The 26,363-nt window shown below is 38.1% G+C and carries 22 protein-coding genes and 1 other annotated feature; of the genes, 1 reads left to right on the top strand and 21 read right to left on the bottom strand.

Going from position 1 to position 26,363, the window contains the following annotated elements; translation table 11 throughout:
• Positions 1–3 precede the first annotated feature (3 nt).
• The 10 genes from ADH52_RS09760 to mecA form a co-directional block, all read right to left on the bottom strand.
• Positions 4–3,612: a DUF7149 domain-containing protein gene (locus tag ADH52_RS09760; RefSeq protein WP_049511061.1), complete on the bottom strand. Its 3,609-nt coding sequence runs from the start codon at positions 3,610–3,612 to the stop codon at positions 4–6.
• A gap of 251 nt (positions 3,613–3,863) precedes the next feature.
• Positions 3,864–4,232, bottom strand: coding sequence for a 50S ribosomal protein L7/L12 (gene rplL / locus ADH52_RS09755; RefSeq protein ID WP_001196965.1), 369 nt, complete (start codon positions 4,230–4,232; stop codon positions 3,864–3,866).
• 75 nt (positions 4,233–4,307) lie between these two features.
• Positions 4,308–4,808 (bottom strand): 50S ribosomal protein L10, encoded by a 501-nt coding sequence (gene rplJ, locus ADH52_RS09750; protein WP_049511060.1) that lies wholly within the window; start codon positions 4,806–4,808, stop codon positions 4,308–4,310.
• Between the two features lie 37 nt (positions 4,809–4,845).
• Positions 4,846–4,981 (bottom strand) — a sequence feature (ribosomal protein L10 leader region).
• 75 nt (positions 4,982–5,056) lie between these two features.
• Positions 5,057–6,316, bottom strand: a complete 1,260-nt coding sequence (locus ADH52_RS09745; protein WP_049511059.1) for a TRZ/ATZ family protein — start codon at positions 6,314–6,316, stop codon at positions 5,057–5,059.
• Positions 6,317–6,430: 114 nt separating this feature from the next.
• Positions 6,431–8,179, bottom strand: a complete 1,749-nt coding sequence (locus tag ADH52_RS09740; protein WP_049511058.1) for an ABC transporter ATP-binding protein — start codon at positions 8,177–8,179, stop codon at positions 6,431–6,433.
• Between the two features lies 1 nt (position 8,180).
• Complete coding sequence (locus ADH52_RS09735) at positions 8,181–9,905, bottom strand: ABC transporter ATP-binding protein (RefSeq protein WP_049511057.1); 1,725 nt, start codon at positions 9,903–9,905, stop codon at positions 8,181–8,183.
• Between the two features lie 60 nt (positions 9,906–9,965).
• The gene (gene msrB / locus ADH52_RS09730) at positions 9,966–10,904 is read right to left on the bottom strand and encodes a peptide-methionine (R)-S-oxide reductase MsrB (protein ID WP_049511056.1); all 939 of its coding nucleotides are present in this window, start codon (positions 10,902–10,904) and stop codon (positions 9,966–9,968) included.
• A 98-nt stretch (positions 10,905–11,002) separates the two neighbouring features.
• Entirely contained in the window at positions 11,003–11,872 is an 870-nt protein-coding gene (gene thrB / locus ADH52_RS09725; RefSeq protein ID WP_020903203.1) for a homoserine kinase, read from the bottom strand.
• A 1-nt stretch (position 11,873) separates the two neighbouring features.
• Entirely contained in the window at positions 11,874–13,160 is a 1,287-nt protein-coding gene (locus ADH52_RS09720) for a homoserine dehydrogenase (RefSeq protein ID WP_049511055.1), read from the bottom strand.
• A gap of 147 nt (positions 13,161–13,307) precedes the next feature.
• Positions 13,308–14,045 carry an adaptor protein MecA gene (gene mecA, locus ADH52_RS09715; RefSeq protein WP_049511054.1) on the bottom strand — a complete coding sequence of 246 codons (738 nt, stop codon included), beginning with the start codon at positions 14,043–14,045 and terminating at the stop codon, positions 13,308–13,310.
• Positions 14,046–14,169: 124 nt separating this feature from the next.
• Here mecA and ADH52_RS09710 point away from each other — a divergent pair, with 124 nt between their 5' ends.
• Positions 14,170–15,648 (top strand): oligosaccharide flippase family protein, encoded by a 1,479-nt coding sequence (locus ADH52_RS09710; protein ID WP_049487267.1) that lies wholly within the window; start codon positions 14,170–14,172, stop codon positions 15,646–15,648.
• 47 nt (positions 15,649–15,695) lie between these two features.
• Here ADH52_RS09710 and ADH52_RS09705 read toward each other — a convergent pair whose 3' ends face one another.
• From ADH52_RS09705 to ADH52_RS09660, 11 genes are all read right to left on the bottom strand, one after another.
• Complete coding sequence (locus ADH52_RS09705) at positions 15,696–18,287, bottom strand: MBL fold metallo-hydrolase (RefSeq protein ID WP_049489921.1); 2,592 nt, start codon at positions 18,285–18,287, stop codon at positions 15,696–15,698.
• A gap of 39 nt (positions 18,288–18,326) precedes the next feature.
• Complete coding sequence (locus tag ADH52_RS09700) at positions 18,327–19,139, bottom strand: LicD family protein (protein WP_049487269.1); 813 nt, start codon at positions 19,137–19,139, stop codon at positions 18,327–18,329.
• A 57-nt stretch (positions 19,140–19,196) separates the two neighbouring features.
• A complete protein-coding gene (locus ADH52_RS09695; RefSeq protein ID WP_049487270.1) occupies positions 19,197–21,356 on the bottom strand; it encodes a LicD family protein in 2,160 nt (719 codons plus the stop codon).
• A gap of 21 nt (positions 21,357–21,377) precedes the next feature.
• Positions 21,378–22,346 carry a glycosyltransferase family 2 protein gene (locus ADH52_RS09690; protein WP_049511053.1) on the bottom strand — a complete coding sequence of 323 codons (969 nt, stop codon included), beginning with the start codon at positions 22,344–22,346 and terminating at the stop codon, positions 21,378–21,380.
• Positions 22,343–23,179 carry a LicD family protein gene (locus ADH52_RS09685; protein ID WP_049487272.1) on the bottom strand — a complete coding sequence of 279 codons (837 nt, stop codon included), beginning with the start codon at positions 23,177–23,179 and terminating at the stop codon, positions 22,343–22,345. Before ADH52_RS09685 ends, ADH52_RS09690 begins: the two co-directional genes overlap by 4 nt.
• Before the next feature lie 178 nt (positions 23,180–23,357).
• Positions 23,358–23,651 carry a hypothetical protein gene (locus tag ADH52_RS09680; protein ID WP_042750982.1) on the bottom strand — a complete coding sequence of 98 codons (294 nt, stop codon included), beginning with the start codon at positions 23,649–23,651 and terminating at the stop codon, positions 23,358–23,360.
• Positions 23,652–23,654: 3 nt separating this feature from the next.
• The gene (locus ADH52_RS09675) at positions 23,655–24,065 is read right to left on the bottom strand and encodes a hypothetical protein (protein WP_049487273.1); all 411 of its coding nucleotides are present in this window, start codon (positions 24,063–24,065) and stop codon (positions 23,655–23,657) included.
• On the bottom strand, positions 24,047–25,264 hold the full coding sequence (locus ADH52_RS09670) for an Mbeg1-like protein (protein ID WP_049511052.1): 1,218 nt from the start codon (positions 25,262–25,264) through the stop codon (positions 24,047–24,049). Before ADH52_RS09670 ends, ADH52_RS09675 begins: the two co-directional genes overlap by 19 nt.
• Complete coding sequence (locus tag ADH52_RS09665; RefSeq protein ID WP_049487784.1) at positions 25,264–25,647, bottom strand: DUF1310 family protein; 384 nt, start codon at positions 25,645–25,647, stop codon at positions 25,264–25,266. Before ADH52_RS09665 ends, ADH52_RS09670 begins: the two co-directional genes overlap by 1 nt.
• A 93-nt stretch (positions 25,648–25,740) precedes the next feature.
• The gene (locus ADH52_RS11350) at positions 25,741–25,899 is read right to left on the bottom strand and encodes a hypothetical protein (protein ID WP_193389283.1); all 159 of its coding nucleotides are present in this window, start codon (positions 25,897–25,899) and stop codon (positions 25,741–25,743) included.
• Positions 25,892–26,296, bottom strand: coding sequence for a DUF1310 family protein (locus ADH52_RS09660; RefSeq protein ID WP_049511051.1), 405 nt, complete (start codon positions 26,294–26,296; stop codon positions 25,892–25,894). Before ADH52_RS09660 ends, ADH52_RS11350 begins: the two co-directional genes overlap by 8 nt.
• Positions 26,297–26,363: the final 67 nt, after the last annotated feature.

Here is a 26,363-nt window from a genome sequence, read left to right as displayed (position 1 = left end):
TTTCTACACTTCAAAATCTCTAACCGTTTGTTTTTCTTCTTCAGTCAAGCCAAACAAATCCATGACCAAGTCGTCAATCTTCAGATTAAGCTGAGTTATCTTTTTAGTTTCAAGAGAATCTTTTTTCATCTCTTCTATCAGTTGCTCAACAAGTTGTGCTACTTCTTCTTGCTGGGAGTCAGTAGCATCTGGAATTGGAAAATCTCCCAATTCATTAACTTTGAACTGTGGGAATAAGCGACGTTGGAATTTATCAAACTTCATAAAAAACCAAAGCGAGATTAAACGAGAGTTCAAAACACCTAAAAGATAGAAAGGATTAACCTGGATATCTGTGATGACCATTGAGTTCAAATCATTGATAAAATCACTATTAGTATAAACAGCTTCAACTGCATAAGTTGATTTACTTGGAATCTGACGCACTAGTATACGGGGCGTTTCAAAATACTTTTTATCTCTAGGTGCTGCTAAGTTTGCACCATATTTTATGTATTCACCATTCCAAGTCAATTTATAACGTGATACATTTTCGCCATCAAGATAGGGACGGTAAGAATCATCTAGCTTTTCTCTTGCATGATAAATGCGCTTATTCTTATCGTGAGCAGTCATCTTGGGGTTACCTTTTCCAGTTTCGTAAGCTTTAATTCCTGATTTTACAGTTGCAATTTCAGGACGTTCCAATATCGGAAAATTGTTTACTTTCCAGAAGATGTCAATGGCCTGACGATACTTGACCATAGAGATTGAAAATGTCGGAATTTCCCCAAAGAAATCTGGTTCAACTCGTCCAATAGTGTTATACTCCCCATGATGCAATTCTACCACTTCAATCCAGTTTGGTAGATTCTTTTTGAAGAAAATGATACAGTTATCCACACTCGCATCCGCAAAAATCTTATCCAGAGAATTGATCAGCACAACATCACTAGTCTGCTCCGTAATAAACTGACGAATCCTTGAATTGGTCTGAATGGTCAAAAAGTTATTTGGAATAATATAGGAGAATGTCCCACCTTTACGCAAGAGTTGATAAGCCAATTCCATAAAAATAGTATAGGTATTGGCTTGGTACTCACTTACTTGATAAGTCCTTGAGTAGTAGGCTTTCATTTCATCAGTAAAAGATTGGTTACGTGCAAAGATATAAGGCGGATTCCCAATTACAAGATCAAAGCCGATAAATTCTCCATCTTCTCCCAAAATTTCAGGGAATTCCATTCGCCATTCCATACCTTTAGCGAATAATGGATTTTTCAGTCTGTATTCCAATTCTTTTTCAGCTTTTGCAAGTTGCTTATTTAATTCCGTTACTTCTTTAGAGTTTTTATTTTCTTCCTCAAATAAGCTAATGGCACCAGCCTTGTTTCGTTCGGATAAGAGACGGGATAATTTCTTTAATTCAGGGCTTGAGGCTGTATCATCAAAGGAACGCTTAAGATTCTCTATTTTCTTCCAAATTTCAGCTTTAATCCGTTTATTATTTGTATCCTTATAGTCTTTGACTAGAGATAGATAGTCCTTGAAATCTGTTTTTCTCATATCAAATTCATAGTCAAAATCAAACTTATGTAGAAGACTATCCCCCACTTTAATATTGATATCAATATTTGGTAAGGTCGTTAAAACAGGTTGATCGGTATCAGTATCCTGATAATAATAAGAGGACTTCAAGAGTTCAATCCAGAGACGCAAACGGCAAATATTAACCGAACTTGGGTTAATATCCACTGCAAAGAGCGAATTTTCCAGAATATGCCTTTTCTGGCTGAAAATTGCTTTTTGAACTTGTTCAGATTGCTGATTACCTGTCTGATAAACAAAGTTATTTCCTGACATATCTTGGATAACTAACTCATCATTGATGACGTAGCATTGAATTAAATTCCCAATGTGATTACCGTCAGTGTCAAAAAGAACATTTAAATCGCTTTTTAGAGCAATAATTTCATTCAAGATTGAGACAAGAAAGTGTCCTGACCCCACAGCAGGGTCACATACCTTCAAGCTATCAATCGCATCTGATACCTTTTTAGCAATTTGAACATTACGTATATTAAACTTAATATCTTCAATTGTTTCACATTGCCAGTCCAGTGCGCTATTGATCTTATCGACTGCTGCTGTTCTTATAGCTTTACGAGACATATACATGGTGATGTTTCCAGGTGTGTAGAAAGAACCGTCACGATAGCCATTGATTTTTTCAAAAATCAGTCCAAGAACTGAAGCATTAATAAGGTCATTTTTTGATTTCTCATGATGAGTAATAGTAGTTGAGAAATCATAAGCATCCAAAAACTCAAAAAGGTATTCAATAAAATTGATGTTTCCCTTTTTACGTTTTTTATTTGCACCTTTAAGGGCTGTTTTTGAAAAGATTTCAATACATCCCTCTGGTAGTCTATCAATACCAATTCCATCACGCGAAACTTCCAATTCAGTCTCTTCAAAAAGTGATGAATTCAGATAAGGAATATAACCAAATTTCTTTTGAACTCTTTCGTTTCGTTCGGGGACTTTTCTAGCTAAAACTGCAAAAAAGAGATTGTAAACCTCCTCAAAGCTAGATAGTTTTTCATAAGTCAAGAAGCGAAATGACTCATCCTTATTAAACAGAACAAGCTGAGACTCTAATAGCTTCAAAAAAAGAATTCTGTTTATCCATACAACTGTCAACTGAATAGCAATTTCTTCTTGTTTATCTTTTGGAACATCATTTGTATCCAACTTTTCGATAATATTCTCTACAAAAGAATAAGGTTGTCGATTAGCTGGTTTTAATCGAGAAATAATTTTTGAAGTCCCTGATTTAGTTTCTTCAAGCCCCATTAAATAAAGTAATTCATCATAGAAATTTTTGTTAAGTTTGTTAGAATCTGTAAAAATTTCTTTATTGAGAAGATTTTCAGCTGTAAAAAATCGATATAGTTGAGTTAGATTATTTTTCTTAATTTCAATAGACTTACTGGACTTAACTAGAGCTTGACTAAGATCAAAGTGTGCAATTACAATTCCTTTTTCAATCGCTTTGTCAATTTCAGGTGCAATTACTTGTGAGTAGAGAAAATCAGTTCTATTGCTGGACAGTTGATTATTCCTAAATTTAGTTACCAGATCAACTAATTTTTTATTCTTAAAGAAGTGTTTTTCAAACTCTTTAGCTTCTACTATAAACCAAGATAGACCGTTTGTGATAATACACTTCTTAACTTCAAGATTTTTTTCAAAAAGTCGTTCATATAAATAATAAGCAATTATTTCTTGAAAAGCTTTAGAATTGATTCTATCCGTTGTCATCATCTCTGCTTTATTAGACAAACTTTTACATTCAAAAAGAACACCTAGAGAAGAATTGGCATCTTTACCATTATAAATTGCTAAATCAATTCTACTGGAAGTATTAATGAAATTATGAGACATAATTCCTTCCAAAAATACTTTAAGAAGATTTTTTTGGTACTCCTCAGATTCGTCTGCCTTATCATATAAATGCGTTAAATAGCTGATTAGTTTCTTTGCAAATACATCTTTCTCTTCATCAAGTGGCATAATTGCTTGAACAGAACGATTCATACTCTCTTTTAATGTAATTCCCTTTATTGCCATGAAATAGACTCCTAAACAGATTTCTCTAAGAGCTGATAGTATTAGTCTATTGTGTAAGCAATAGACTAAGGGTACCCTTAGCGATATTTATACATATTATACCATGAATTTTACAAACGATAAAACCCCACCAAGATTTAATCTTGGTGGGGTTTTGGTGGGGAATAATATTATTCCACCGATTTTTAATTGCTCTAAGCAATTCTAAAATCTTGATTTACTAGGCTTCCGCAATCTCTTGCGATACTCTATTATTTAAGAGTAACTGAAGCTCCAGCTTCTTCCAATTTAGCTTTGATTTCTTCAGCTTCTGCAGTTGCAACGCCTTCTTTAACAAGTGCTGGTGCACCGTCAACAAGTTCTTTAGCTTCTTTAAGACCAAGACCAGTGATTTCACGTACAACTTTGATAACGCCAACTTTTTTGTCGCCTGCAGATGTCAATTCAACGTCGAATGAATCTTTAGCAGCACCAGCGTCAGCAGCACCAGCTGCAGCAACAGCTACAGGAGCAGCTGCAGTTACACCAAATTCTTCTTCGATAGCTTTTACAAGGTCGTTCAATTCAAGGATTGAAGCTTCTTTAATTTCAGCAATAATGTTTTCAATGTTCAATGCCATTGTTATTTCCTCCAAATATGTTTTTAAATTTATAATAGATTTTTTCGTAGCTAGGCTACGCTGCGTAGCTTAAAATTAAGCTGCGTCTTCTTTGTTGTCTGCAACCGCTTTGACTGCAAGAGCAACGTTGCGCACTGGCGCTTGAAGTACAGAAAGGAGCATAGAAAGAAGTCCTTCGCGGTTTGGAAGAGTTGCAAGAGCAATGATCTCTTCTTTAGATGCGACAGCGCCTTCGATTGCACCACCTTTGATTTCAAGTGCTTCAGCGTTTTTAGAAAAGTCGTTCAAGATTTTCGCTGGTGCGATAACATCTTCGTTAGAAAATGCTACTGCAGATGGTCCAACAAATACTGATGCAAGTTCTTCAAGACCAGCTTTTTCAGCTGCACGACGCAAGATTGAGTTTTTAATGACTTTATACTCAACTTCGCTTCCACGAAGCTCACGACGAAGAACTGTATCTTGCTCAACTGTCAAACCACGAGCGTCAACAACGACGATAGATGCAGCAGCTTTCATTTTTTCAGCTACTACGTCAACTAGTTCCGCTTTTTTAGCAATAATTGCTTCACTCATTAGTGTGTTCACCTCCGTAATTATTTTGCTTGGGAATTTTTCCAAAAGAAAAACGCGCCCAAACCTAGACACGAAAGTACAATACGCTTCTTTTTACATGATACGTTTTGTCCTCGGTAGGATCCTTATGAGTCGAGCTCCCCTACTGTCTTAGGCAGTTTTTTCAAACCGTATATAAGTATAGCATAGTTAAAAAAAGAATGCAAGATTTTTGCAAACTTTTTTTAAAATTTTTCGTGATTTTTCTTTTAAAGTTCTACTGTCAGGACTTGACCTTGCTTAACGACCTGTTCTCCAGCAATATAAACATCATCTACATCACTAGATTTGACTGCATAAACCAGATGAGAGAGCATATTTTCCTGAGGTTGGAGATGAATTTTTCCTTGCGGTTGAATAACGAGAAAATCTGCTTGCTTGCCAACTTCCAGACTTCCTATTTCATTTTCCATTCCAAGGACCTTGGCCCCTTCGATTGTCAGTGCCTTGAGAGCTGTTTCGATAGGAAATTGTCTGGCATCTCCACTTTTCATCTTCTGAAGAAGAGCTGCTGTCCGTCCTTCCTCAAACATATCTAGATTGTTATTGGAAGCAACCGAGTCAGTCGCAATACCGACTGCTACCCCTGCTTTTTGCAGTTGGATGATGGGAGCAATCCCTGAGGCCAATTTGAGGTTACTGATAGGATTATGGGCGATAGCCACTTGAGAAGTTGCCAGGCGTTCAATTTCTCGCTCATTTAATTCGACCCCATGAGCAAAGACAGACGGATGATCTAAGTAACCTAGTTCTTCTAGAAAGGCTAGGGGGCGTTTTCCGTAGCGTTTCAAGATAATTCCTGATTCTTCCTTGGTTTCCGCCACATGGATATGGATGGGAATATTCAGCTCTTTTGCCATTTCCAAGCTCTTTTCCAGCAAATCTTTACTACAGCTGTATGGAGAATGTGGGGCTACCATTACCTTGAAATTTGGATTTTCATATCCTATGATTGTCTCGATGATAGCTCGAGTTCTAGTAATAGTCTCAGCAGTCGTTTCTGCCTCTGAAGAAAAGAGGGTCGGTGAGAAATAACAACGCATCTTGGAAGCCTTGACTGCCTGATAAATCTGCTCAATCTCCACTCCATTGCGATTATACATATCGTTAAAGGTTGTTGTTCCTGACTGAAGCATTTCTGTCAGAGCTTCTTTGACCGCTTTGGTAGTCATGTCTGGAGTAAACTCAGCTTCTGCAGGCCAGATATAATCATTGAGCCATTCATGGAGGTTACTGTCATCTCGGATCCCTCGCAAACCTGTCATAGCAGAATGGGTGTGGCAATTGACCAATCCCGGCATAATCCAGGCTCCCTGATAGTCTATAATCTGCTCAGCTTGCTCTAAAATCTCTGGCTTCTCTTGACCGACATAGACGATTTGAGAATCCTTAACTGCTAAGATTCCATTCAAATAAACATGGAAATCTTGGTCACAAGTCACGATATTTACATGCTGATAGACTTTCATTCTAGACTCCTTTTCTAAAAGACAATTTACAGTGAATAATTTTTCTAGCTATTGTAACAAAAAAGTCACCCTAAGGCAACTTTTTTCGTCCATAAGATTTCAAAATAGAAAGGATTATCCAGAGCTAAAAGCTGCAGCTTGCTGCATTTGATAATACTTGCCCTTTCTAGCCATGAGGTCCTGATGGTTCCCATGCTCCACAATGGCACCATCTACCAAGACAAGAATCAAATCTGCATCCTGAATGGTTGACAAACGGTGGGCAATGATAAAGCTAGTGCGCCCCTTCATGAGTTTAGCAAATGCATCCTGTACCAGCACTTCTGTCCGCGTATCGATGGAGGAAGTCGCCTCGTCTAAGATAAGAATCTTAGGGATAGCTAGAAAGACTCGGGCGATGGTCAAGAGCTGGGCTTGCCCAACAGAGAGAGATTCTCCTGCATTTTCCAACTTGGTATCGTATTCCTGTGGCAACTGTTGGATGAAAAAGTCCGCATTGGCTGCCTTTGCAGCAGCAATCACTTGTTCTCGACTGGCATCAGGATTGCCAAAGGCAATATTGTCATGAATGGTTCCTTGCTTGAGCCAGGTTTCTTGTAGAACCATGCCAAACTGCTGTCTCAATGATGCTCGGGTATAGTCGTAAATGGAACAACCATCTAGCAAGATATCTCCTGAGTTAATAGGGTAAAAACTCATGAGAAGATTGATAAGAGTTGACTTTCCAGCACCTGTCGGACCAACGATGGCCACCTTGCTACCAGCTGGAATATCAATAGATAAATCCTTAATCAAAATCTTTTCAGGATGGTAGCCAAAAGAAACATGTTTAAAAGAAATAGCTCCTTTGACTTGGTCACTGGTTAAGACTTCCTTGCCTGTTTCAGCCACCTCAGGACTTTCTAAGATAGCATAGACGCGCTCTGCACAAGCCAGAGCACTTTGCAACTCAGCTAGAACTGAAGAAATATCGTTAAAGGGCTTGGTATACTGCTGAACATAGTTTAAAAAGGTCACTAAACGCCCGATTGTCAAGGTTGAACCCATCATGATACGATAAGCTCCTACTCCAGCAAGAAGAGCGTAAATAAGCGCATTGACAAAGCGAGTCGAAGGATTGACCGTTGATGAATAAAAGATGGCTGACTGAGAATAGCCTGCGTAGTTGTTATTAGCCTCGTACAGTCTTTGGATAAACTCTGTTTGAGCATTGAAGGACTGGATAATGGTCTGCTGACTAAGCGACTCTTCAATCAACTGAGTCTGAATTCCTCTGGTCTCTGTTTGCTTCTGGAATAGATGATAGGAGCGTTTGGCAATAAAGCGTGAAATCACCATAGACAGTGGCGTCAACAGCAAGACCAAGAGGGTCATGAGGAGATGAATTTGGAGCATGGCTAGAATACTAACCAAAATCATTAAGACACCAATGAAGAATTGGTTAAAAATCATGGTCAAACCAGCTGCCAACTGTTCTATGTCTGTGGTTACCCGACTGACCATCTCTCCACTGCCTTGACGATCTGCAAAAGCAATCGGTAACCGATGAAGCTTATGTATGATTCGCTCTCGCAAGTCTCTGGTATAAGAGAAGATTAGGCGATTATAGAGAAGAGGATTGACCCACTGTACAAGGGTATTTCCTATGACCACCAAGATCATTTGGAGAAAAATCTGCCAAAAAACTGGTGAAGAGCCCGTCACTAGGACTTGGTCGATGACCTGTCCGATTAAGATTGGTAGGTAAATCGATAAACCAACCTGGGCAATAGTTCCTAGAAAGGCTAGAAAAAGAAGGAAGGGATGACTTGCTAAATCTTTGGCCAAACGTGTGAATGTTTGATTTGCAGTTTGTCGTCTCATGCTAGTCCTCCTTTCCATGTTGGGATGCATTGATTTCTCGATAGACTTGACTGGATTTCATCAAGTCCTCGTGCTTGCCGATAGCTAGGAGCTCCCCTTTTTCCAAGAGGAGAATCTTGTCTGCCATCTGAAGCGTCGAAGTCCGTTGAGAAATCAAGATTAAACTTGTATTTGGCAGGTTTTCTCGGATAGCTTTCAAGAGCTTAGACTCAGTAATAGTGTCCAGTGCTGAGGTCGCATCATCTAGGATGAGAAACGGAGTCTGGCGCAAAACTGCTCGTGCGATGGACAGCCTTTGTTTTTGACCGCCCGAGAAATTTCGCCCTCCTGCCTCAACTATGGCATCCAAGAGTCCTTCCTTTTCACTGACAAAATCCTTTGCTTGCGCAATTTCCAAGGCCTGCCAGAGTTCTTGGTCTCTTACTTCTTGATGTAAACCTAGAGTCAAGTTGGAACGAATGGTTCCTTTAAAGAGTTCGACTTTTTGGGGCACATAGGCAATCCAAGACCGCCACTCCTCTAAATTACTAGGACTAGATCCATCTCGATAAAGGTCAATGCTCCCCTTGTCTGCTGGATAAAGTCCAAGTAAGACTTGCACCAAGCTTGATTTACCAGAACCCGTCCCTCCGATGATACCAAGGATTTGCCCTTGCTGCATATCAAAGGAAATGTCTCTCAGAGAAGGCTGGGCCGCATCAGGATAGGTAAAGGTCAATTCTTGGACTTGTAAAATCTGATTGCTGGTAACTTGCTTTTTCTCTAATTCTAAATAAATATCTTCTGGAGCCTCAGCAAAAACTTCCTCGATTCGCTTGGCAGAGATATAGGACTGATTGAGAGAATTTATCAGCATAGCTAGCTTAACCAATTCCACCAAAATCTGTAAGAGATAGTTGATAAGGGCAATGAGAGCACCTTGACTGAGCAATCCTCCTTGAATAGAAATATAGCCTTGCCATATAATAACGAGGAGAGTTCCATTTACAATCAGATAGGTCAGGGGTGTTAATAAACTGGACCAGAAACCTGTCTTTTCTTGTAATCTAGCATAGACTTGGTTAAGAGTTTGAAAAATCTGTAACTCTCGTTTTTCTTGTCCAAAAGCACGAATAACCCGCATTCCTTGTAATTGCTGACGTGTTTCCTGAACCAGTTGATCCGTTTTCTTTCTCAGACTGCTGTAGAGAGGATTAACCAGTCTAGAGAGCCCTACAATAACAATGGTCAAAATGACAACCATGACCAAGAACCAAAGAGTCAGCTCAGCTGAGATTCGATAGGCCATAAAAATGGCTCCAAAAACGATAATAGGCGCTCGTAAAAAGAGACGCAGGAATTGATTGATACCAGTCTGAATCTGGTAGGTATCCGAAATCAAGCGAGTGACCAAGCTAGAAGTGGTCAAACGATCTCTGCTGTCCTTGGGCAAGGAAAGAATATGGCGATAGAGGTCACCTGTCAATTCCTTGGCAAATCCAACCGCAGCCTTAGCTGAGTAGAACTGGGCTATTAAGGCTACTACCACACCAATCACTGCAAAGATAAGGAGCAACCCAATCTGCATCCAGAGATGTCCTTGATTTCTCTGGGGCAAGGATTGGTCAACAATCCCAGCAATCACCATGGGAACCAAGAGCTCAAACACAGCTTCTAGTAACTTGAACAAGGGGGCTAAAATGGATTCCTTGATGTAGGGTTTAAAGTAAGATAATAGGTGTTTCATAAATCCCTTCTATTCGTATTCTGGAAATGAAGAAAGTGGGAAGTACCCACCCTCTCTGTTTTATTTGTTTAAGTAAGGCAGTAGATAGCCATATCCTTCCTCTTCCATCTCATCCTTGGATACAAAACGCAAGGAAGCCGAATTGATACAGTAACGGAGGCCACCAAACTCACGCGGTCCATCTGTGAAAACATGACCCAAGTGAGCATTCCCCGACCTAGAACGAACTTCGATTCGCTCCATTCCATGGCTGAGATCCTTGTAATAATGAATCAATTCCTTGGAAATCGGACGGCTAAAACTTGGCCAACCACAACCTGAGGCGAACTTATCCTTGGCAAAAAAGAGTGGCTCACCCGTCGTAATATCTACATAAATCCCTTCTTCAAAGGTTTGGTCATAGGCATTGGTAAATGGAGCCTCTGTAGCAGCTTCTTGGGTAACACGATAGGACTCTTCAGATAAACTGCCCTTTAACACTTCTTGACTAGGCTTTTCATAGTTAGAGGCATCAATCAATGGCTTATCAGCATCGGTCACATCGATATGACAGTAACCTGAAGGATTCTTCTTAAGATAGTCTTGGTGGTAATCTTCAGCTAAAATATAGTGGCGAAGTTTCTCCACCTCTACTGCAATCTTTCGCCCAAGCATGCGCTCCTGCTCCTGCACCACTGTGTAGATAGCTGGCAAGTCTGCTTCATCCTGGTAATAAATCCCCGTTCGATATTGGCGACCACGGTCATTCCCTTGTTGATTGATGGATAAAGGGTCGATGACACGGAAATAATAAAGTAAAATCTCTCTGAGTGACACTGCCTTCTCATCGTAAATCACTTGAACCGTTTCTGCATGGTCTGTTTCCTTGAGCAACTGGTAATTGGTCGTTTCGAATTGACCATTAGCGTAGCCAACACTGGTTGTTAGCACTCCAGAAATTCGTGAAAAATATTCCTCTAGACCCCAAAAACAACCACCTGCTAGATAAATTTCTGCCATCTTTATTTCTCCTTTATCAAGTTTTTAACTCGAATTCTTTTCAAAAAAAGGATAGGAAGCCCTTTGGTCGAGAGTTTCCCCATCCTATCTTCTATTCTTTATTTTGCTTCGACACGGACACCTTGGGTATCAACTTTCAAGTCATGAAGTTTTCCTTTGAAAGGTTGCTTTTCCAATTCTGCCTTAATCGTTGGCATCTTGTCATGAGAAGCCAAGACCATAACTGTCGGCCCAGCACCAGAGAGGTAGGTTGCATAGGCACCATTCTCTTTGGCTACTTGCTTAATCGTCGCAAACTCTCTCACCAAGTCCTGACGATAGCGCTCGTGGAAGAGGTCTCCCTCGATTGCTTGCCCAGCGGTCACCATGTCTCCTGCCAACAAGGCCGCAACCGCCACATTGGCGATCGAACTAGCAGCAACAGCTTCCTTGTAAGACAATTTCTTAGGTAAGACGCCACGGCTGTCTCGAGTACGCAATTCATAGTTTGGAATGTAGGCTAGAAAATCACATTCTGGGAAGTCTGCTACGATAGCAGAAACTTGCCCTTCAACGGAACTTGCAATAACGAGATTACCATAAATGGCTGGAGCCACATTGTCAGGATGGCCTTCAATCTTAGTCGCTAACTGCAATTTTTCATGATCAGACAAGTTGAGCTGGCCCAGTTGGTTGGCTAGTTCAATCCCAGCTACAATAACCGAGCTGGAAGAACCCAAACCACGCGCCAAGGGAACATCACTGGTCATTTTCAAGCGTCTTGGTTGCAAGTCTGGTACAATTTGCAAAGCAATTTTGAGCAAGAGATTGCGCTCGTCATGTGGAATCCATTTGCCAATCTGGTGTTCAATCAGCCACTCATCTCGTTCTTCACAGACCTCTATTTGAAGATACTTGGTTACAGCTACACCGACCGAGTCAAAACCTGGCCCGATATTGGCACTGGTTGCAGGTACAATAATCTTCATCTTATTCTCCTAGCACCTTGAAGGTATTCAAGAGGTCGAATTCTGAAACCTTCTTCAATTCAGCTGAAACATTTTCAAGCTGGGCTTTATTAATCTTGTGTGTGATGATAACGACACGCGCCTTGTCACCATCTTTTCCATCTTGGAGGATTTGCTTGAAGGAAATATCTTGAGCGTTGAAGATTTCAGCCAATTTCAAGACCTGACCTTGTGAGTCTGGAGCCAAAATTGAGAAGTAGTAATTTGCTTTGACATCTTCTGGATTTGCCAAGACCAAATCACGGCTATATTCATTGAAGTCTTTTCCGATGGTTCCATCATTCAAACGACGAACGATACGGACAATATCTGCTACCACACTCGTAGCAGTTGGTTTTTGACCAGCACCTGGTCCATAATACATAGACTCACCAATACCGATAGATTCTACAAAGACAGCGTTCATCACGCCATTCACACTGGCAAGTGGGTGCGCTTTAGGAAGGAAGGTTGGAGTCACTTCTGCAGCAATTCCTGACGGAGTTTCCTCAATAGAACCAACCAATTTCACTACATAGCCAAGGTCTTGAGCCACAGCTACATCTTCTGGTGTGATGTTACGGATTCCCTTGTGGGCTACGTCGTCAAAGGCAACCTTCATACCAAAGGCAAATTGGCTCAAAATCACCATCTTGTAGGCTGCATCAATCCCATCTACGTCATTTGTCGGGTCACTTTCTGCAAAACCTAGTCTTTGTGCTTCCACAAGAGCATCATCGTAAGACCAGCCTTCTTCCACCATCTTGGTCATCATAAAGTTGGAAGTTCCGTTGACTACTCCAAGCACGCGCGTGATTTTATCAGAAGCCAAGGAATTTGCTAAAGTACGAAGAATTGGAATCCCACCAGCTACTGCTGCTTCGTAGTAAAGTGCTACCTTATTAGCTTGAGCGATTTCTAACAATTCTGCACCATGGACAGCCAAAAGGTCCTTGTTAGCAGTCACAACGTGTTTTCCAGCCTCCAAGGCACGAGTGATAAAGGTTTTAGCTGGTTCGATACGCCCCATCAATTCCACTACGATCGTAATGTCTTGATCTGACAAAATATCATCCACATTGGTTACAAAGTTAAAGTCATTCCCTGCTGCAAGCAAGCGATTCTTTTCATCTTCATCCTTGACCAACACCTTAGCAACTTCAATCTCTGAATGTGCTGATTGATTGATTTTTTCTCCATTTTCCTTTAGGAGGAAAGGCACGCCACTTGCAACGGTACCAAATCCTAGTAAAGCAATTTTAACTGTCATGTTTGTCTCCTCGAAATTTTCTAATATAGCCATTATAACAGAATTTTGTGAAAATTCCTATTATAGTAAATCACTATTTCAGTCTAGAAAAAAACGAATCCGATGATTCGCTCTTCTTAAAATCTAGAAATAACTTTCCAGAAATGATTATCCAATCTTTTGTAGATTAATCACCGCATCGTGATTGATCAAGACTTGACCATACTCTTGCAAGACTGAGCGACTGATGTCACTATCTTCCGCAAACTCGCGCATACGGGCCAAAAGCCAAGCTGGATATGGACTTGGATGATTTTCAATATCCACTAAAATGGTCAAATAATAGCGCTCATTCATCTTGTAGAGTTCAGAAGTTTCCATCTCAAAAGTCACTGTCTTAGCAAAAGACACCAAGTCAGCCAACTTAGCAAAAGAAAGGATGTAGTAGATGTAAGGTTCTTTCTTGCTCTCAGCTTCTTGTTCAGCCTGCTCCTGCTCTTCTTCCTTGGCTTCGACTTGCTCTAGAGATTGAATGGCTTCGATATCATCCTTTGTTTTGTCTGCGATACTTTTTTCCAAGGTTTTGATAAATTCATCTGGCGACATTTGAGCCAATTCTTCCATGTCTGGCAAATCCGATAAGTCTTCAAAATCTAGATTTTGGTCAATCTTTGATTTGGTTACAAAAACATCAACCTTATCAGGTTTTGGAGTCACACGGAAGCTCAACATACCTGTATCCAAAAAGCTTTCAGGCATCTCTAACTCATCCAAGATAGCATAAAAGAACTCTTCTGTTTTTTCTTGAGGAACGAGAAAGTCAGCAATCTCCATCCCTCGATCCATCAAATCCTCTAAAGACATCGTGATTTTTAAAGTTGTATCACTAATTTGTTTCATTTTCATTGCTAGTAACCTCATACTTTCAGTTCTATCTATTATACTAGATTTTTACGATTTTATCAAAAGAATGAAGCGAGAATGTGATATAATACTAGAGACCATTTTACAATACAAGAAAGAAAGTACAATGAAAAATATAAAAGTTAATGCACTGGCTAGCTTACTAGTCAATGTTCTCAATATCGTTTTTCCACTGATAACCAATCCTTATCTAACGCGGATTCTCAGCAAATCCAACTACGGTTATTTCAATACCGCCAATACCTGGGCTAGCTTTGTCATTCCTTTAGCCGCATTTGGAATCTATAACTACGGAATTCGAGCTATCAGTAAGGTCAAGGACGACAAAGATAAGATTAATTATGTCTTCTCCAAGTTATTCTATATATCTGTAATTACTTCTGTCCTTACAACAAGTATCTATTTTTTGTTTATTTACTTAGACAATAGTATTGAAAATTTGAAAGAACTCTACTATATACTAGGTGTCCAGGCTCTCTTCCAATTCCTTTATATCGAGTGGATGAACGAGGCTTATGAAAATTATGCTTTTATCTTATACAAAACATTGATTATTCGTATTGCCATGTTGGTCGCTATCTTCACCTTTGTAAAAACTCCAAATGATATCGTACCTTATGCAATCATCATGAGTGCAACGACAATTCTCAACTATCTACTTAGTTTTCTCTGGATTAAGCGAGAAGTTTCCTTTGTCAAAATTGGTCTTGTCGAATTAATCAAAGCATCTAAGCCACTCTTGACCATGTTGCTTCTAGCTAATGCCAACATGCTCTATACCTTACTTGATAGAATGTTTATCACCAAGGGGCCTGATGAAAACTACATTTCTTATTACACCATTGCTTCCAGCATCGTTATGTTGATTGCCAGTGTCTTGAGTGGAGCTATCAACGTCAGTATTCCACGTCTCGGCTACTATCTCGGTAAGAAAGACTACGAATCTTATAAAAATCTTCTAAACCAAGGAGCCGCCCTCTTTTATTTTCTTATCATTCCAACCAGTATTGGGATGATGGTATTAGGAAACTACGCTGCAGTCATCTACTCTTCTGAAAAATACCTTGAAGCTGGTATTGTGACTAGTGTCTTCGCCTTTCGAACTATCATTTGGGCTATTGAGTTGATTCTCGGTAAACAAATTATCTTCATCAACGACCACGAAAATCGTTTAACAGCCTTTTACTTTATTGGTGGCGGAGCTAATATCCTACTCAACAGTCTCTTGTATTTCAATAATATTTTTGCACCAGAGTACTACATTGCTACTACTATTATTGCAGAAACTGTAGTTGTTCTACTGGAAATTTACTTTATCAAGAAGCATCATCTGCTTGACTTAAAAGAAATATTTACTACTTTAACACGCTATACTATTGTATCGCTCGGATTCATTCCAATTTATTTCACTTTTAAATTTCTTTTCCAAATCAACTCTTATACAGTCAACCTCAATATGATACTCATGGTACTCTTGACTGTTGCGACTTGCGGTATCTATTATCTCTTGACGCTATTTCTTACCAAAGATAAAACACTCCACTATGCACTCAATCTTGCACTTGCTAAGATTAAAAGAAATTAAAAGAATCCCCTGCTAATAGACTATTCTACTAGCAGGGGATTTTCTCATTATTCCTTTTCTTTCTTGTCGGAACTACTTGACTCTATAATTGAGTCCTCTTTTTGTTTTTCTGAATTAGAAGAGTTAATTTCTTTATGATTTTCTTGCTTTTCTGCCTTATTAATCTTGTCTGATTTATCAGTTAGAGTAGATGTTTCCTGTTTGTTTGTAGAATGATTTTGCTGCTTATCAACAGTAACTACTTGTCTCCATACACCTTCTTCATTAACTTTATAACCATCAGGTGTGGTAGAATTTTTCAATAAGGAACCATCTGCTTGGAAATAGTACCAATGACCATCAACCTGTTTCCAGCCAGTTTGCATCGCTCCTGTTGAATCAAAGTAATATTGATCACCATTGACTTTTTGAAGGCCAACCAACATAATACCATCTTCAGGATTTAGATAATACCAGACGCCTTTGTCTTTTATCCAACCAGTTTTCATGGCTCCATTTGATTCAAAGTAACGGTAATGATTATCAAACCATTTCCAGCCAGTCTGCATGGCACCAGATGCACTAAAGTAATATTGCTTGCCATCTACTTGATTGAGTCCAACCAACATAGCGCCTTCCTTAGATTCAAGATAATACCACATATCATGATCTTTTAGCCAACCAGTTTGGAGTGCACCAGATGAGGCGTAATAATGCCAGACATCATTTGACCACTGCCAGCCAACTTGCATGTTACCTGAGGATTTAAAGAAATAGGTTTTTCCATCAATCGCTTTAGATCCTACGGCCATGATACCTGTTTCTGGATCCAAATAATACCATGATTCTTTATCTTTCAACCAACCAGTTTTCATAGCACCTGAGTTCGTATAGAAGTACCAGCTATTGTCTTGCAACTTCCAGCCAGTCTGCATGGCACCACTAGCATTCAAATAGTAACGAATACCCTTTATATCTTGTCTGCCAGTTAACATGATGCCATCTTTATCCAGATAATACCATGTTTCCTGATCCTTGACCCAGCCAGTTTTCATAGCTCCAGAACTTGCAAAATAGTTCCAGTGACCATCAACAAAGGCCCAGCCAGTTTGCATGACACCTTCTTGATTAAAGTAGTATGTGCTTCCATTGATATTCTTTTTACCGACAGTCTTTAGACCATCCTCATCATAGAAATACCAAGCTGAATCAATCTTTTGCCAAGTTGAAGGCTTACCTGAAATTTGTAGTACGCCACTTTCGCTAAAGAACATCTTCTTACCATTAAAAACTTGGTGTCCTGTCAGCATCTTACCATCTGCCGCAAAAAGGTATTTTTTCCCTCCAATTTCAGAGAGCTCGCTAAATCGTCTAGCACCATTCGACTGGATATAATACCAAGAGTTATCTAGCTTGAACCATCCACCAGTTTGCATTTTACCATTTTTGTTCAGATAGTAATCATTCCCCTTGGCATTTTCTCCCCAGTCGTCATTAAGGTGAAGCCAGCGGCCTGCTTGCATTTGTCCTTTTCCATTAAAGAAGTAAGTGGCTCCGCCAATCTCTTTCCAGCCGATAGCCATTTCCCCGTCAGACAAACGATATTTCCAATAGCCATCTTCTTGATACCATTTTTCGTCAACTACTGGGATATCAGGGAAGGTATTTGAAACATTAGCAAATCCTTTATCGCTAATATCAAAAACAGTAGCGTCTTGAGTTTGGCTAGCAGCACGAAGAACCTGAATATTTTTCTTCTGAAGGTATTCTCTAGTTGAAGCAACATTAATATCTCCACCAGTTGTCTGAATAATCATTTTTGGTGATAAGTTTTCAAGGAAATTAATCGTATTTGAAATTGTCGCATCATAATGGTGGTTCCATTTCATCATATCAACCTTGCCGATAACTGGACCTAACTTATCTTCTGCTCCTTCGGCATTATCCAAATCTCCACCAAGATAGATTCTCTTTCCTGCCACAGTCACTACTGAAACAATGGAGTTGGAGTTATCATCTCGAACTTTTTTCAGATTCCCATCAGCATCATATTCATTCTTATAGTTGTAGAGCTGGATATCCATATCACCTAATTTTATATGGCTATCCTCATCTGAAATATTCTGGATAAGCGCAACTCCTCGTTTTTGAGCTGCTCTCAAAGCATTATCATAATTGAAAAGATTATCCCATAGACCCCACTTTGCTGTGATTCGATCATCTGAATATTTTTTCAAATAAAACTTACCAACCTGATAACGATTGAGTATTTCGTCTGCTCCACCAATATGATCACTATGAACATGAGTTCCTATGATAAAATCTAATTTTTTAACACCTATTTCATCTAGGTGGCGAATCAATCTATCCTCTAATACTTGATAATTTCTCATAGAAATTCCCCAACGACTTGGATAGCGTGGGTCACTCCCATCAGGAAAATCATAGTCTTCTCCCATATCAATCAAAGCATAGTGACCATTGCTTTCCAGAAGGATGGCGTCACTCCCAGATTTTGCTTTAGTATTTATGAAATGGATACGATTGCCCGAACCTGCAGAGATAGTATTTGCATCTACTCCTTGCGATAACTGAATCAGCGCTAGAAAGAATACAAGAAAACTATACCCAACTAATTTTATTAACTGTTTATTTTTCATCTTGAAAACCCCTTTATTTTAAAAGATAAGAAACTTATACTAATCAATCCAATAATTTTTATCTCCTCCTGGCACTTGTTGCTCAATGGGTGGCGGACTCATATAGTTTTCTCCAAATTCGTAGACAAGTAATTCATGGTATTTTCTAGGAACCTTGACCACAATGTTTTCATACGGCATATCAATCAAATCATAGAGCCATTCTTTTTTTATACCATCTGGATAATAGGAATCATAGATAGTACAAGTGAGATCTGTTGCTTGATCCACACTATACTTCAAAGCAAGACTCTCTAATTTTTGGTTCCATATCTGTGGGGAAGTTAAACGAAAAATAGCTGACCCCATATAACGAGGGAGATTTTTAAGTCCACCATTCTCAGACTTAATCCCTTTAAAATTCAAAGAAGAAAGACGAATGAAATATTTGTAGAGCTTCATTTTCTTCTGGTCACTTTCTTGCGTTACGACACCATCATATGGAAAGATGTCAACGCAGGTTCCCAATACGACCGTTTTATCTATAAGATTAGCATCTCGACGTGTCCTCACATCATAGACTCGCATATAACTGTAAGGATACCCCTTTGTTTCTCTGAATGAAATTAATTTGTAGTAGGGATGATTTTCATTTTTTAAAACCTTATACAGTTTTTCAAACTCATCACGCGCTAAGGAAATATCTGTATCATCATCCCAAGGTATAAATCCTTTATGGCGTACAGCTCCTAGTAATGTTCCAAAATCAATAAAATATTTGATATGATGTTGTTCACAAAGATCATGAAGATACTTCAAAATATCTAATTCTACTTGTTTGATTTCTTCAAGAGTTAAAGTTCTTTCAGACATAGGTTTTATTCTCCTAATTTTGACTATATTTTTAAACGTTTCTTAATCCCAATCCAGTTATTTAGACTTTTTAACAATCTTCCACAATTTAAAATCATGATGAGATACTCTTTGTTCAACTGGCGGCAATTGCATATAATCTCCGTAGTCTGAGGTCAAAATTTCATGATATTTTTTCGGAATAGTAAATTTCTTACCTTCAAATGTTCCAGTAGTAACTTGTTCTAGCCATTCGCGTCTCCACACTGGTTTGTTCATATCCTTGTAGATAAGATAATCCACTTCCTCATAATCTGACACTTTACGTGATTTAGCAAGTTCTTCAATTTGTGCAACGTATTTATTTGTATTTGTGAAATAAAAAATAATAACTGAAATATAGCGTATCAGTGAATTCAGAACACTTTTCGTATTGGTGATACCTTTAAATGTATAGCAACTCAATTGACGTTTCTTTATCAGCTTTGTCATCTTGTTCTTGAAATTGGCATCATTCTCGTAGCCATCTACAGGGAAAATATCTACATAAATCCCCATATTTGAATCAATACGAACATCTTCTTCTAGCAAGTAGGTATGGTTATCCTGCACTTTCATGAAGGGATAGACATAGTTGAGATTATTTTTATAAGACATCACTTCGTAACGTTCATCAGGGTTAGCAATAAGATAGTCTTGCAACTTTTCATAATCTTCTCGTAACATACAGATATCCATGTCATCATCCCAAGGAATAAAACCTTTATGACGAACCGCACCGATAAGACTGCCATAAGCTAGGAAATATTTGACACCAATTTTCTGGCAAGTTTCATGAATGTATTCCATGATTCCTAGTTCCATCTGTTGGATCTCTCTAATATCAGTTACTTCCTGATAACGAATACCTTCATCACGTTTGCAAACAACTAATCCATAACCAATAATCAACCAAAAGATAATATTAATAAAGTTAGTTGAGTACATAATCTGACTTTCAAATAATTGACCGAACAAGATGCCAAAGAAAAGAATCATAATCAACTTTTCAGAGTTCTTTTTAGAAACAATCAAATAAGTCAAAAAGCGCTTAATTATATATCCTAGTAGAAGTAGAAAGGATACTAAACCTAAAATTCCAGAACTAACAAATATCGTTACCAAAATGTTATGGAAATTTCCACCAATAAGAGAATTTTGAATCTCAAATTTACTGAAATATTTTGTGTAATAATCTGGAACATTTCTTACACCATAACCAAAAATTGGTTTCTCACTTCCCATTTTTATAGCATTTTTCCAAATATAAGTTCTGCCACTAGGTGTTGTTTCTATTAGATGAAGTTCACCTGTTTTTTTTATAACTGAAGAATCCGTTTCTGCATAAGATTGTCCTTTATTTAAGTCTAATACAGTCGCTTTCCCCGAGGATATGTAAATAGAGGTTACATAACTCAATCCGATGTTAGCAGCAGAAACAAGTAAAGCAGAAATAATAAAGATTAGAAATCGCTTAGCTAACTTGCCCCCGTTAATAAAGAAACTATAAAACCCAATCATTAACACTAAAGATAATAAAGCTCCTCTACTTTGCATGGTTGCGAAGTAAACTAATTGAATTACATTATTCAGTTTAAGATAGACAGAATATTTACTTCCTTTATGAATCAAATACATAGCCAAAATAATGCTAATGTATGAAAATATAGCACTAGCATTTGGATTAACAATCCCCCACAGACGTCCATTCATAACACCATAGTAATAAGATTGTTCGCCAATCTTAAATAGGATAAGGACTCTACTTACCAATAAACCAAACGCAAAAATTGCTGAAGAAAAAGATACAATTTGAACCGTATAGGCAATCCAGTCAAATAATTTTTTAAGTTGCCCTGATTCTAACATGGTAAATAATAAAATATAGGTCACCATAAAGAGGATCTCTATCACATTTCCAATCAAATGTCCAGAGCGATTAAAAATAGCTGATAACAGATGACTTCCAGCCAATAGACCAAATAAGGACAGAAATTTGCGATCTACTGTGATTTCTTTCCACTTAAACAATAAGGTACAGCAAATATAAAGTACTACAATCGCTGATAATCCCTTGTAGAGGGGATTTGCTATCTTATAAACCAGTGAACTCATACTTAAAATCGAAATAAAAACAAATAGATACGCAATCCATAGTTTTGATTTTTCAAAGTATTCATCCAATTTTGAAAAATTCATTTTCAACTCCTTCTCATGATATTAGTTTTTTAATCCAACAATTTTCTTATATAGCCATGGAGAAATGACAAGTGAGAGGATCGCTACCTTGCGAAAAGTAGTGAAATAAGCATCCTTCCATATTTCACGTCGATGCTGAACAATCCAAGTCCTCAGCTCGGCTTTCTCCTTTTGATACTCTCCACGTGAAGTAAAGATAATTTTATCGTAAACTGTGATGTACGACCAACATTCTCTATTTTTTAATTCGTGTTTTAAATTAGGAAAAATTTGTGAAACTTGAGCGATTATTTGCTTATAAACTTCTATCGTATCAAATACATACCGATTAACAGATGTTGTCGCACTTCCCTCACGATGATCATAATAATAAATCGGTTTGTCAATAAATACGCTACTACATCTTGTCTTTAGTAACAATTCAGTTAAAAATAGGGCATCTTCAGCCAGGTGATAATTTGTATTAAACTTTTCATCCGCAAGCAGGTCTCTCTTAAACAGTTTTGCGACTGGAAAAAATGACGTTCTGGTAGTCATCAGTAGTTCCTTCATGGTTTCTTCTGTCGACCAGAGTTCTGTTTTTCCAGAATGTGGAGGAAGATCTGTTACAATGCCATTTTTGATATGGTGTAGAGGAGCAATCACAAAACCTACATGTTCTCCCTCAACTGCACTAGCTAAAGTAGCTAGATAATCATTGGTGACGAAATCATCGCTATCAATAAAAGTTATCCAAGCACCTGTCGCTAGCTGAATTCCAAGATTTCTTGCATTAGAAACACCAGCATTTTCGATATGGTAAACCTTGATATTCTCATACTGATTTGCTAAATCATCACAGATCTTTCCACTAGAATCAGTAGACCCATCATTTATTAGGATTAGTTCAAAATTGGTATAAGTCTGATGAAGAATTGACTCCACACATCGTTCCAAATAGGCTTCTACATTGTAGACTGGAACGATAACGCTTATTTTTTCTCCCATCATGCTCCATATTCTCCCTTGTACTCTCTATAACTCTTATCCATATCAGCGATAACAGCATCATGATGTGGTAGCTGCTTATCTGCTGGTGGAGGTGTCATATAATCACCAAAAGCAGTGCTGAGATAGGCATCATAGCCGACTGGAACGGGCATCTCTGTCTCTTCAAATGGCAAGAAGAGATTATCTTCAAAGGATGCGATTGGGTACTTGTTTCTCATGTAGCCAGGACCTGAGCATAATTCTGTGATGCCATCGCTCTCATCCAGACTATACTTGGTCATTTCTTTCTCAGCTTTTTTCCAAATGCGATAACGGAGAGATTTGGGAGTCATCCCCAGTAAAATACGGCTTCCCCATTTCATAAGTGCACCATGCTTTTCTGGAATAGTTTGGGCACAAAAGAGTGAATAAATCAAGGCCCAGCGAACCTGTTTCTTTCTCTCAGCTGGATTTTTCGGATAATAATCCAAAGGCAAAACATCCAAAGCCAAACCATGTGGCAAATCCAAATCTTGCTGGTAAGGTTTAATACAGGTAGTTTCCTTGTCACGAATAGTAATAAAAAGATTGCGGTCGACAAAATCCTTGTTACTCTTTGACAAGAAATAACGCTCATCTGCATAACGAGGCCATAATTCTGCCAATTTTTCATAATCCTTACGGGGCATAAAAAAATCTAGATCATCATCCCAAGGAATGAAACCCTTGTTTCGAAGGGCACCAATAGCACCTCCACCACAAAGATAACAAAGCAAATCATGTTCTTTACAAAATGCGACGAAATATTCAGCCATTTCCAGACTACGAGCCTGAATCGCTTTCAAATCACTCATGTCTCTCCTCTTCTGTTCAATAACGAGTTATATCGTTTTATTATACCATAAAAAAGCCTTAAAAATCCATCAGACACTAAGAAAAATCAAAGTTCAAACCACTATTTTACTGGTGATTCAAACCTTGATTTTTCCTGTATTAATCTCCTATCTAATTCCAATTGTAGAATATTCATCTCTACACAATCGTATCATAATCTTTTTCTTTCGTCTTCAAAGTCTCAACAACCTTTGTCGAATAAGCTCCTTTCATAGTTGTATCGAGTTGACTAGAAATCATCCCTAGTGCTGTCTTTGTTGCTAGAGCTTCTGTTTTGATCTTAAAGTCACCATCTGACATCAAATTATTACGCTCATTCAATTTGATCGGTGAATAGATATGACTGATTAGTAAACGTTCTAGTCCCTTCTGAATCTCAATCATATTATTGTTCACTCCTGAGAAGAAATCATTAATCATTTCATCAAACATAAGCTATCCCTTCTTTTTTTCTTGATCAAATTTCATCTTTCGACGATGTAAGGTATCTATATCCTCTTCTAATTTTCGTCGTTCTCGTCTATACTCAATCTCTTCTTTTTCAATACTTTGTTCCAAAGCGCGCTGATTTCTTATAAATCCTATAGATACTGCTTGGCTAAAGTCCGAAGCTATTCTGTTTAATCGTGCTCTTTCCTCAGTAGTATCCACGTCCACTTGTCCCAGGGTATGCTGGATCATCTGGTACTTTCCTTCCATCATATGCAACAATTGGTCACGTTTTTGCTGAAGGTTTTCAAATTGTTCTTCTCTTTGTTGGCGAATAGAACGATTGCGTTCATCTAATAAATCTAAATGGTTTTGCTTTGTTCTTAATTTCTGCCAGATTACTTGACTTTCATCCATTCTTTAAAATTCCCTGCTAACTCTTTATCATCTTCCAATTTTTTTTGGACACCATCTGCTATTTGCTTTTCTAAACTTTGAAAATCTTCGGCTAGTTTTTCTGATTTTTTGATTTTTGGATAGAAATAATGATCAAGATCATCTACGATTGTCGTACGAGATACTCCTCCATCAGAATAGGCTGTCGCCACCTCTGTAGGTGATAAAATAAAAGCAAAGGGAACGTGATAAGTGCTCGCTACTATTTTCTCTGCTTTTTGATGCGCTTGACGAACGATGGAACGAATCTCTTCATAACCAGCATTTGCGACTTCATGCAATCCCGATGAAATCGTTAAGGCCTGTTCGGAGTCTAAAAAGAGTTTCTCACCACTCGTATAACCGCCTGAAGCCAATGCCTCTTTAGCCTTTGCATAGGAATACAAGCCGCTGGAAACCTTATCCAAACCAGATGAATACCGTTTTTCAAACGATGAACGATCATTCTTAATTTTAAGACTACCATCTTCATTAAAAACATAACCGCCCCACAAGTGTTGAGAATATACAAAATCTACCTGTTGTACAGAGTCCACATGATGCATCATCCCTACAACACCGACACTATCCATTCTATTTTTAGGGTAACCTATAGGAACCAAATCTTTATCATCAACATAATTATGAATACGATACTTTATCGCATCCACACGCTGCCGCTGTTCTTTGGTCAAGACCGGATAGATATTCGGGCCTTGGTAGATATAAGCTCCTGAAATACGTGAAATGTCCCTAACATTAGCTAGGGCGTATTGAGCATTCATAGAACCAAGAGAGTGACCATAAACTGAGATTTTAGCGTTTGGATATTCCAACATTATATCATCTAAGATAGATGCCGCCGCCTTCAACTGAGAAGTCACCCCTTCTTCACCTTTCAAAATATTTTGAGCCATGGGAAAATCATTTGCAAGCCAATCCACTTCCCATCCTTCATCAAATGGCGCTTTAGAACCTTCGTAAAGAACGGACACTTCAGATTGGTCTGGACTCTCAACTACGTAAACCTTTATTCCTGTCTCGTCTTCTATCACCTGACGGACTGTACCGATGGAACTTTTTCGAGTTTCTATATAAATATCATTATCAACTTGTAATGTATTATCATATTCTTTTTCAGCAATTAACTTTCGTTCATAGTCGCTATACATAGAATTCATCAGTTTGAGTCTCCCTTTAATTTTTCCAGAGATGGATTACTCCCACCGCCATTTCTTAATTTACCATCACTATCTTTATGTAAGAAAACACTAACTTTATAACTTGAAGAATCATTTATATACAAATAAACAATTATTCCTCCCATTGGATTATGTTCAAAAGAATCAACTTTATATGATTTAATAATTCCTTTTTCTGTTAGAGCATTCGGATCTATTTGATTTAAGCGCACTTTAAAAATCTCTTTCGCTTCCTCACTCTCTACAATTCTCACCATCTCATCATGTTCTGCTTTTTTCATCACCTTGTATCCTCCTATGCTTAATCCAACGATAACCAACAAACTAGCTAAAACAATTCCTATAATTTTTAGTGACTTCATGACATCTCCTTTATGTTATTTTACAAATATATCATGCACTGATTTACTTATAGTATACCATAAATATCGGTCTGGACTCTCAACTACGTAAACCTATATTCCTGTCTCGTTTTCTATCACCTGACGGACTGTACCTATGGGTTTAGCGTTATCTTTATCACCAATTTCAACAGGCTTATCAACTGCAAGCTCTCTATCATACTCTTTTTTTGCTATTTGAAATCTCTCATAGTCAGTATATGTATCAGTCATTTTTATCTCTCTCTTCTACTTTTTTCATTATAGTAGGATCAGTTACTCCACCTTCACTAGTAAGCTTCTTCGTATTAAAGTTTTTATTTAGAGTGAAACTAAAAATATAATCCTTATTGTCATTGACATATATGGAAACCATAATACCTCCCATTGGATTGGAAGCAATAGATTCATAATTAATCGCATAAGTTTTAATAACTCCGTCTGGTTCAAATGCTTTAGGATCTATTCGTGTTAATCTATTTCTAAAAATTTGCTTCGCTTCCTCACTCTCTACAATTCTCACCATCTCATCGTGTTCTACTTTTTTCATCACTTTATATCCTCCTATGCTTAATCCAACAATAACCAATAAACTAGCTAAAATGATTCCTATAATTTTTAATGACTTCATGGCATCTCCTTTATGTTATTTTACAAATATATCATGTACTGATTTACTTATAGTATACCGTAAAGAT

The organism is Streptococcus pseudopneumoniae (assembly GCF_001072665.1).
Taxonomy (GTDB): Bacteria; Bacillota; Bacilli; order Lactobacillales; family Streptococcaceae; genus Streptococcus; species Streptococcus pseudopneumoniae_S.
The sequence above is the reverse complement of the archived record's forward strand: the minus strand, read 5'-3'. Positions and strand labels throughout refer to the sequence as shown.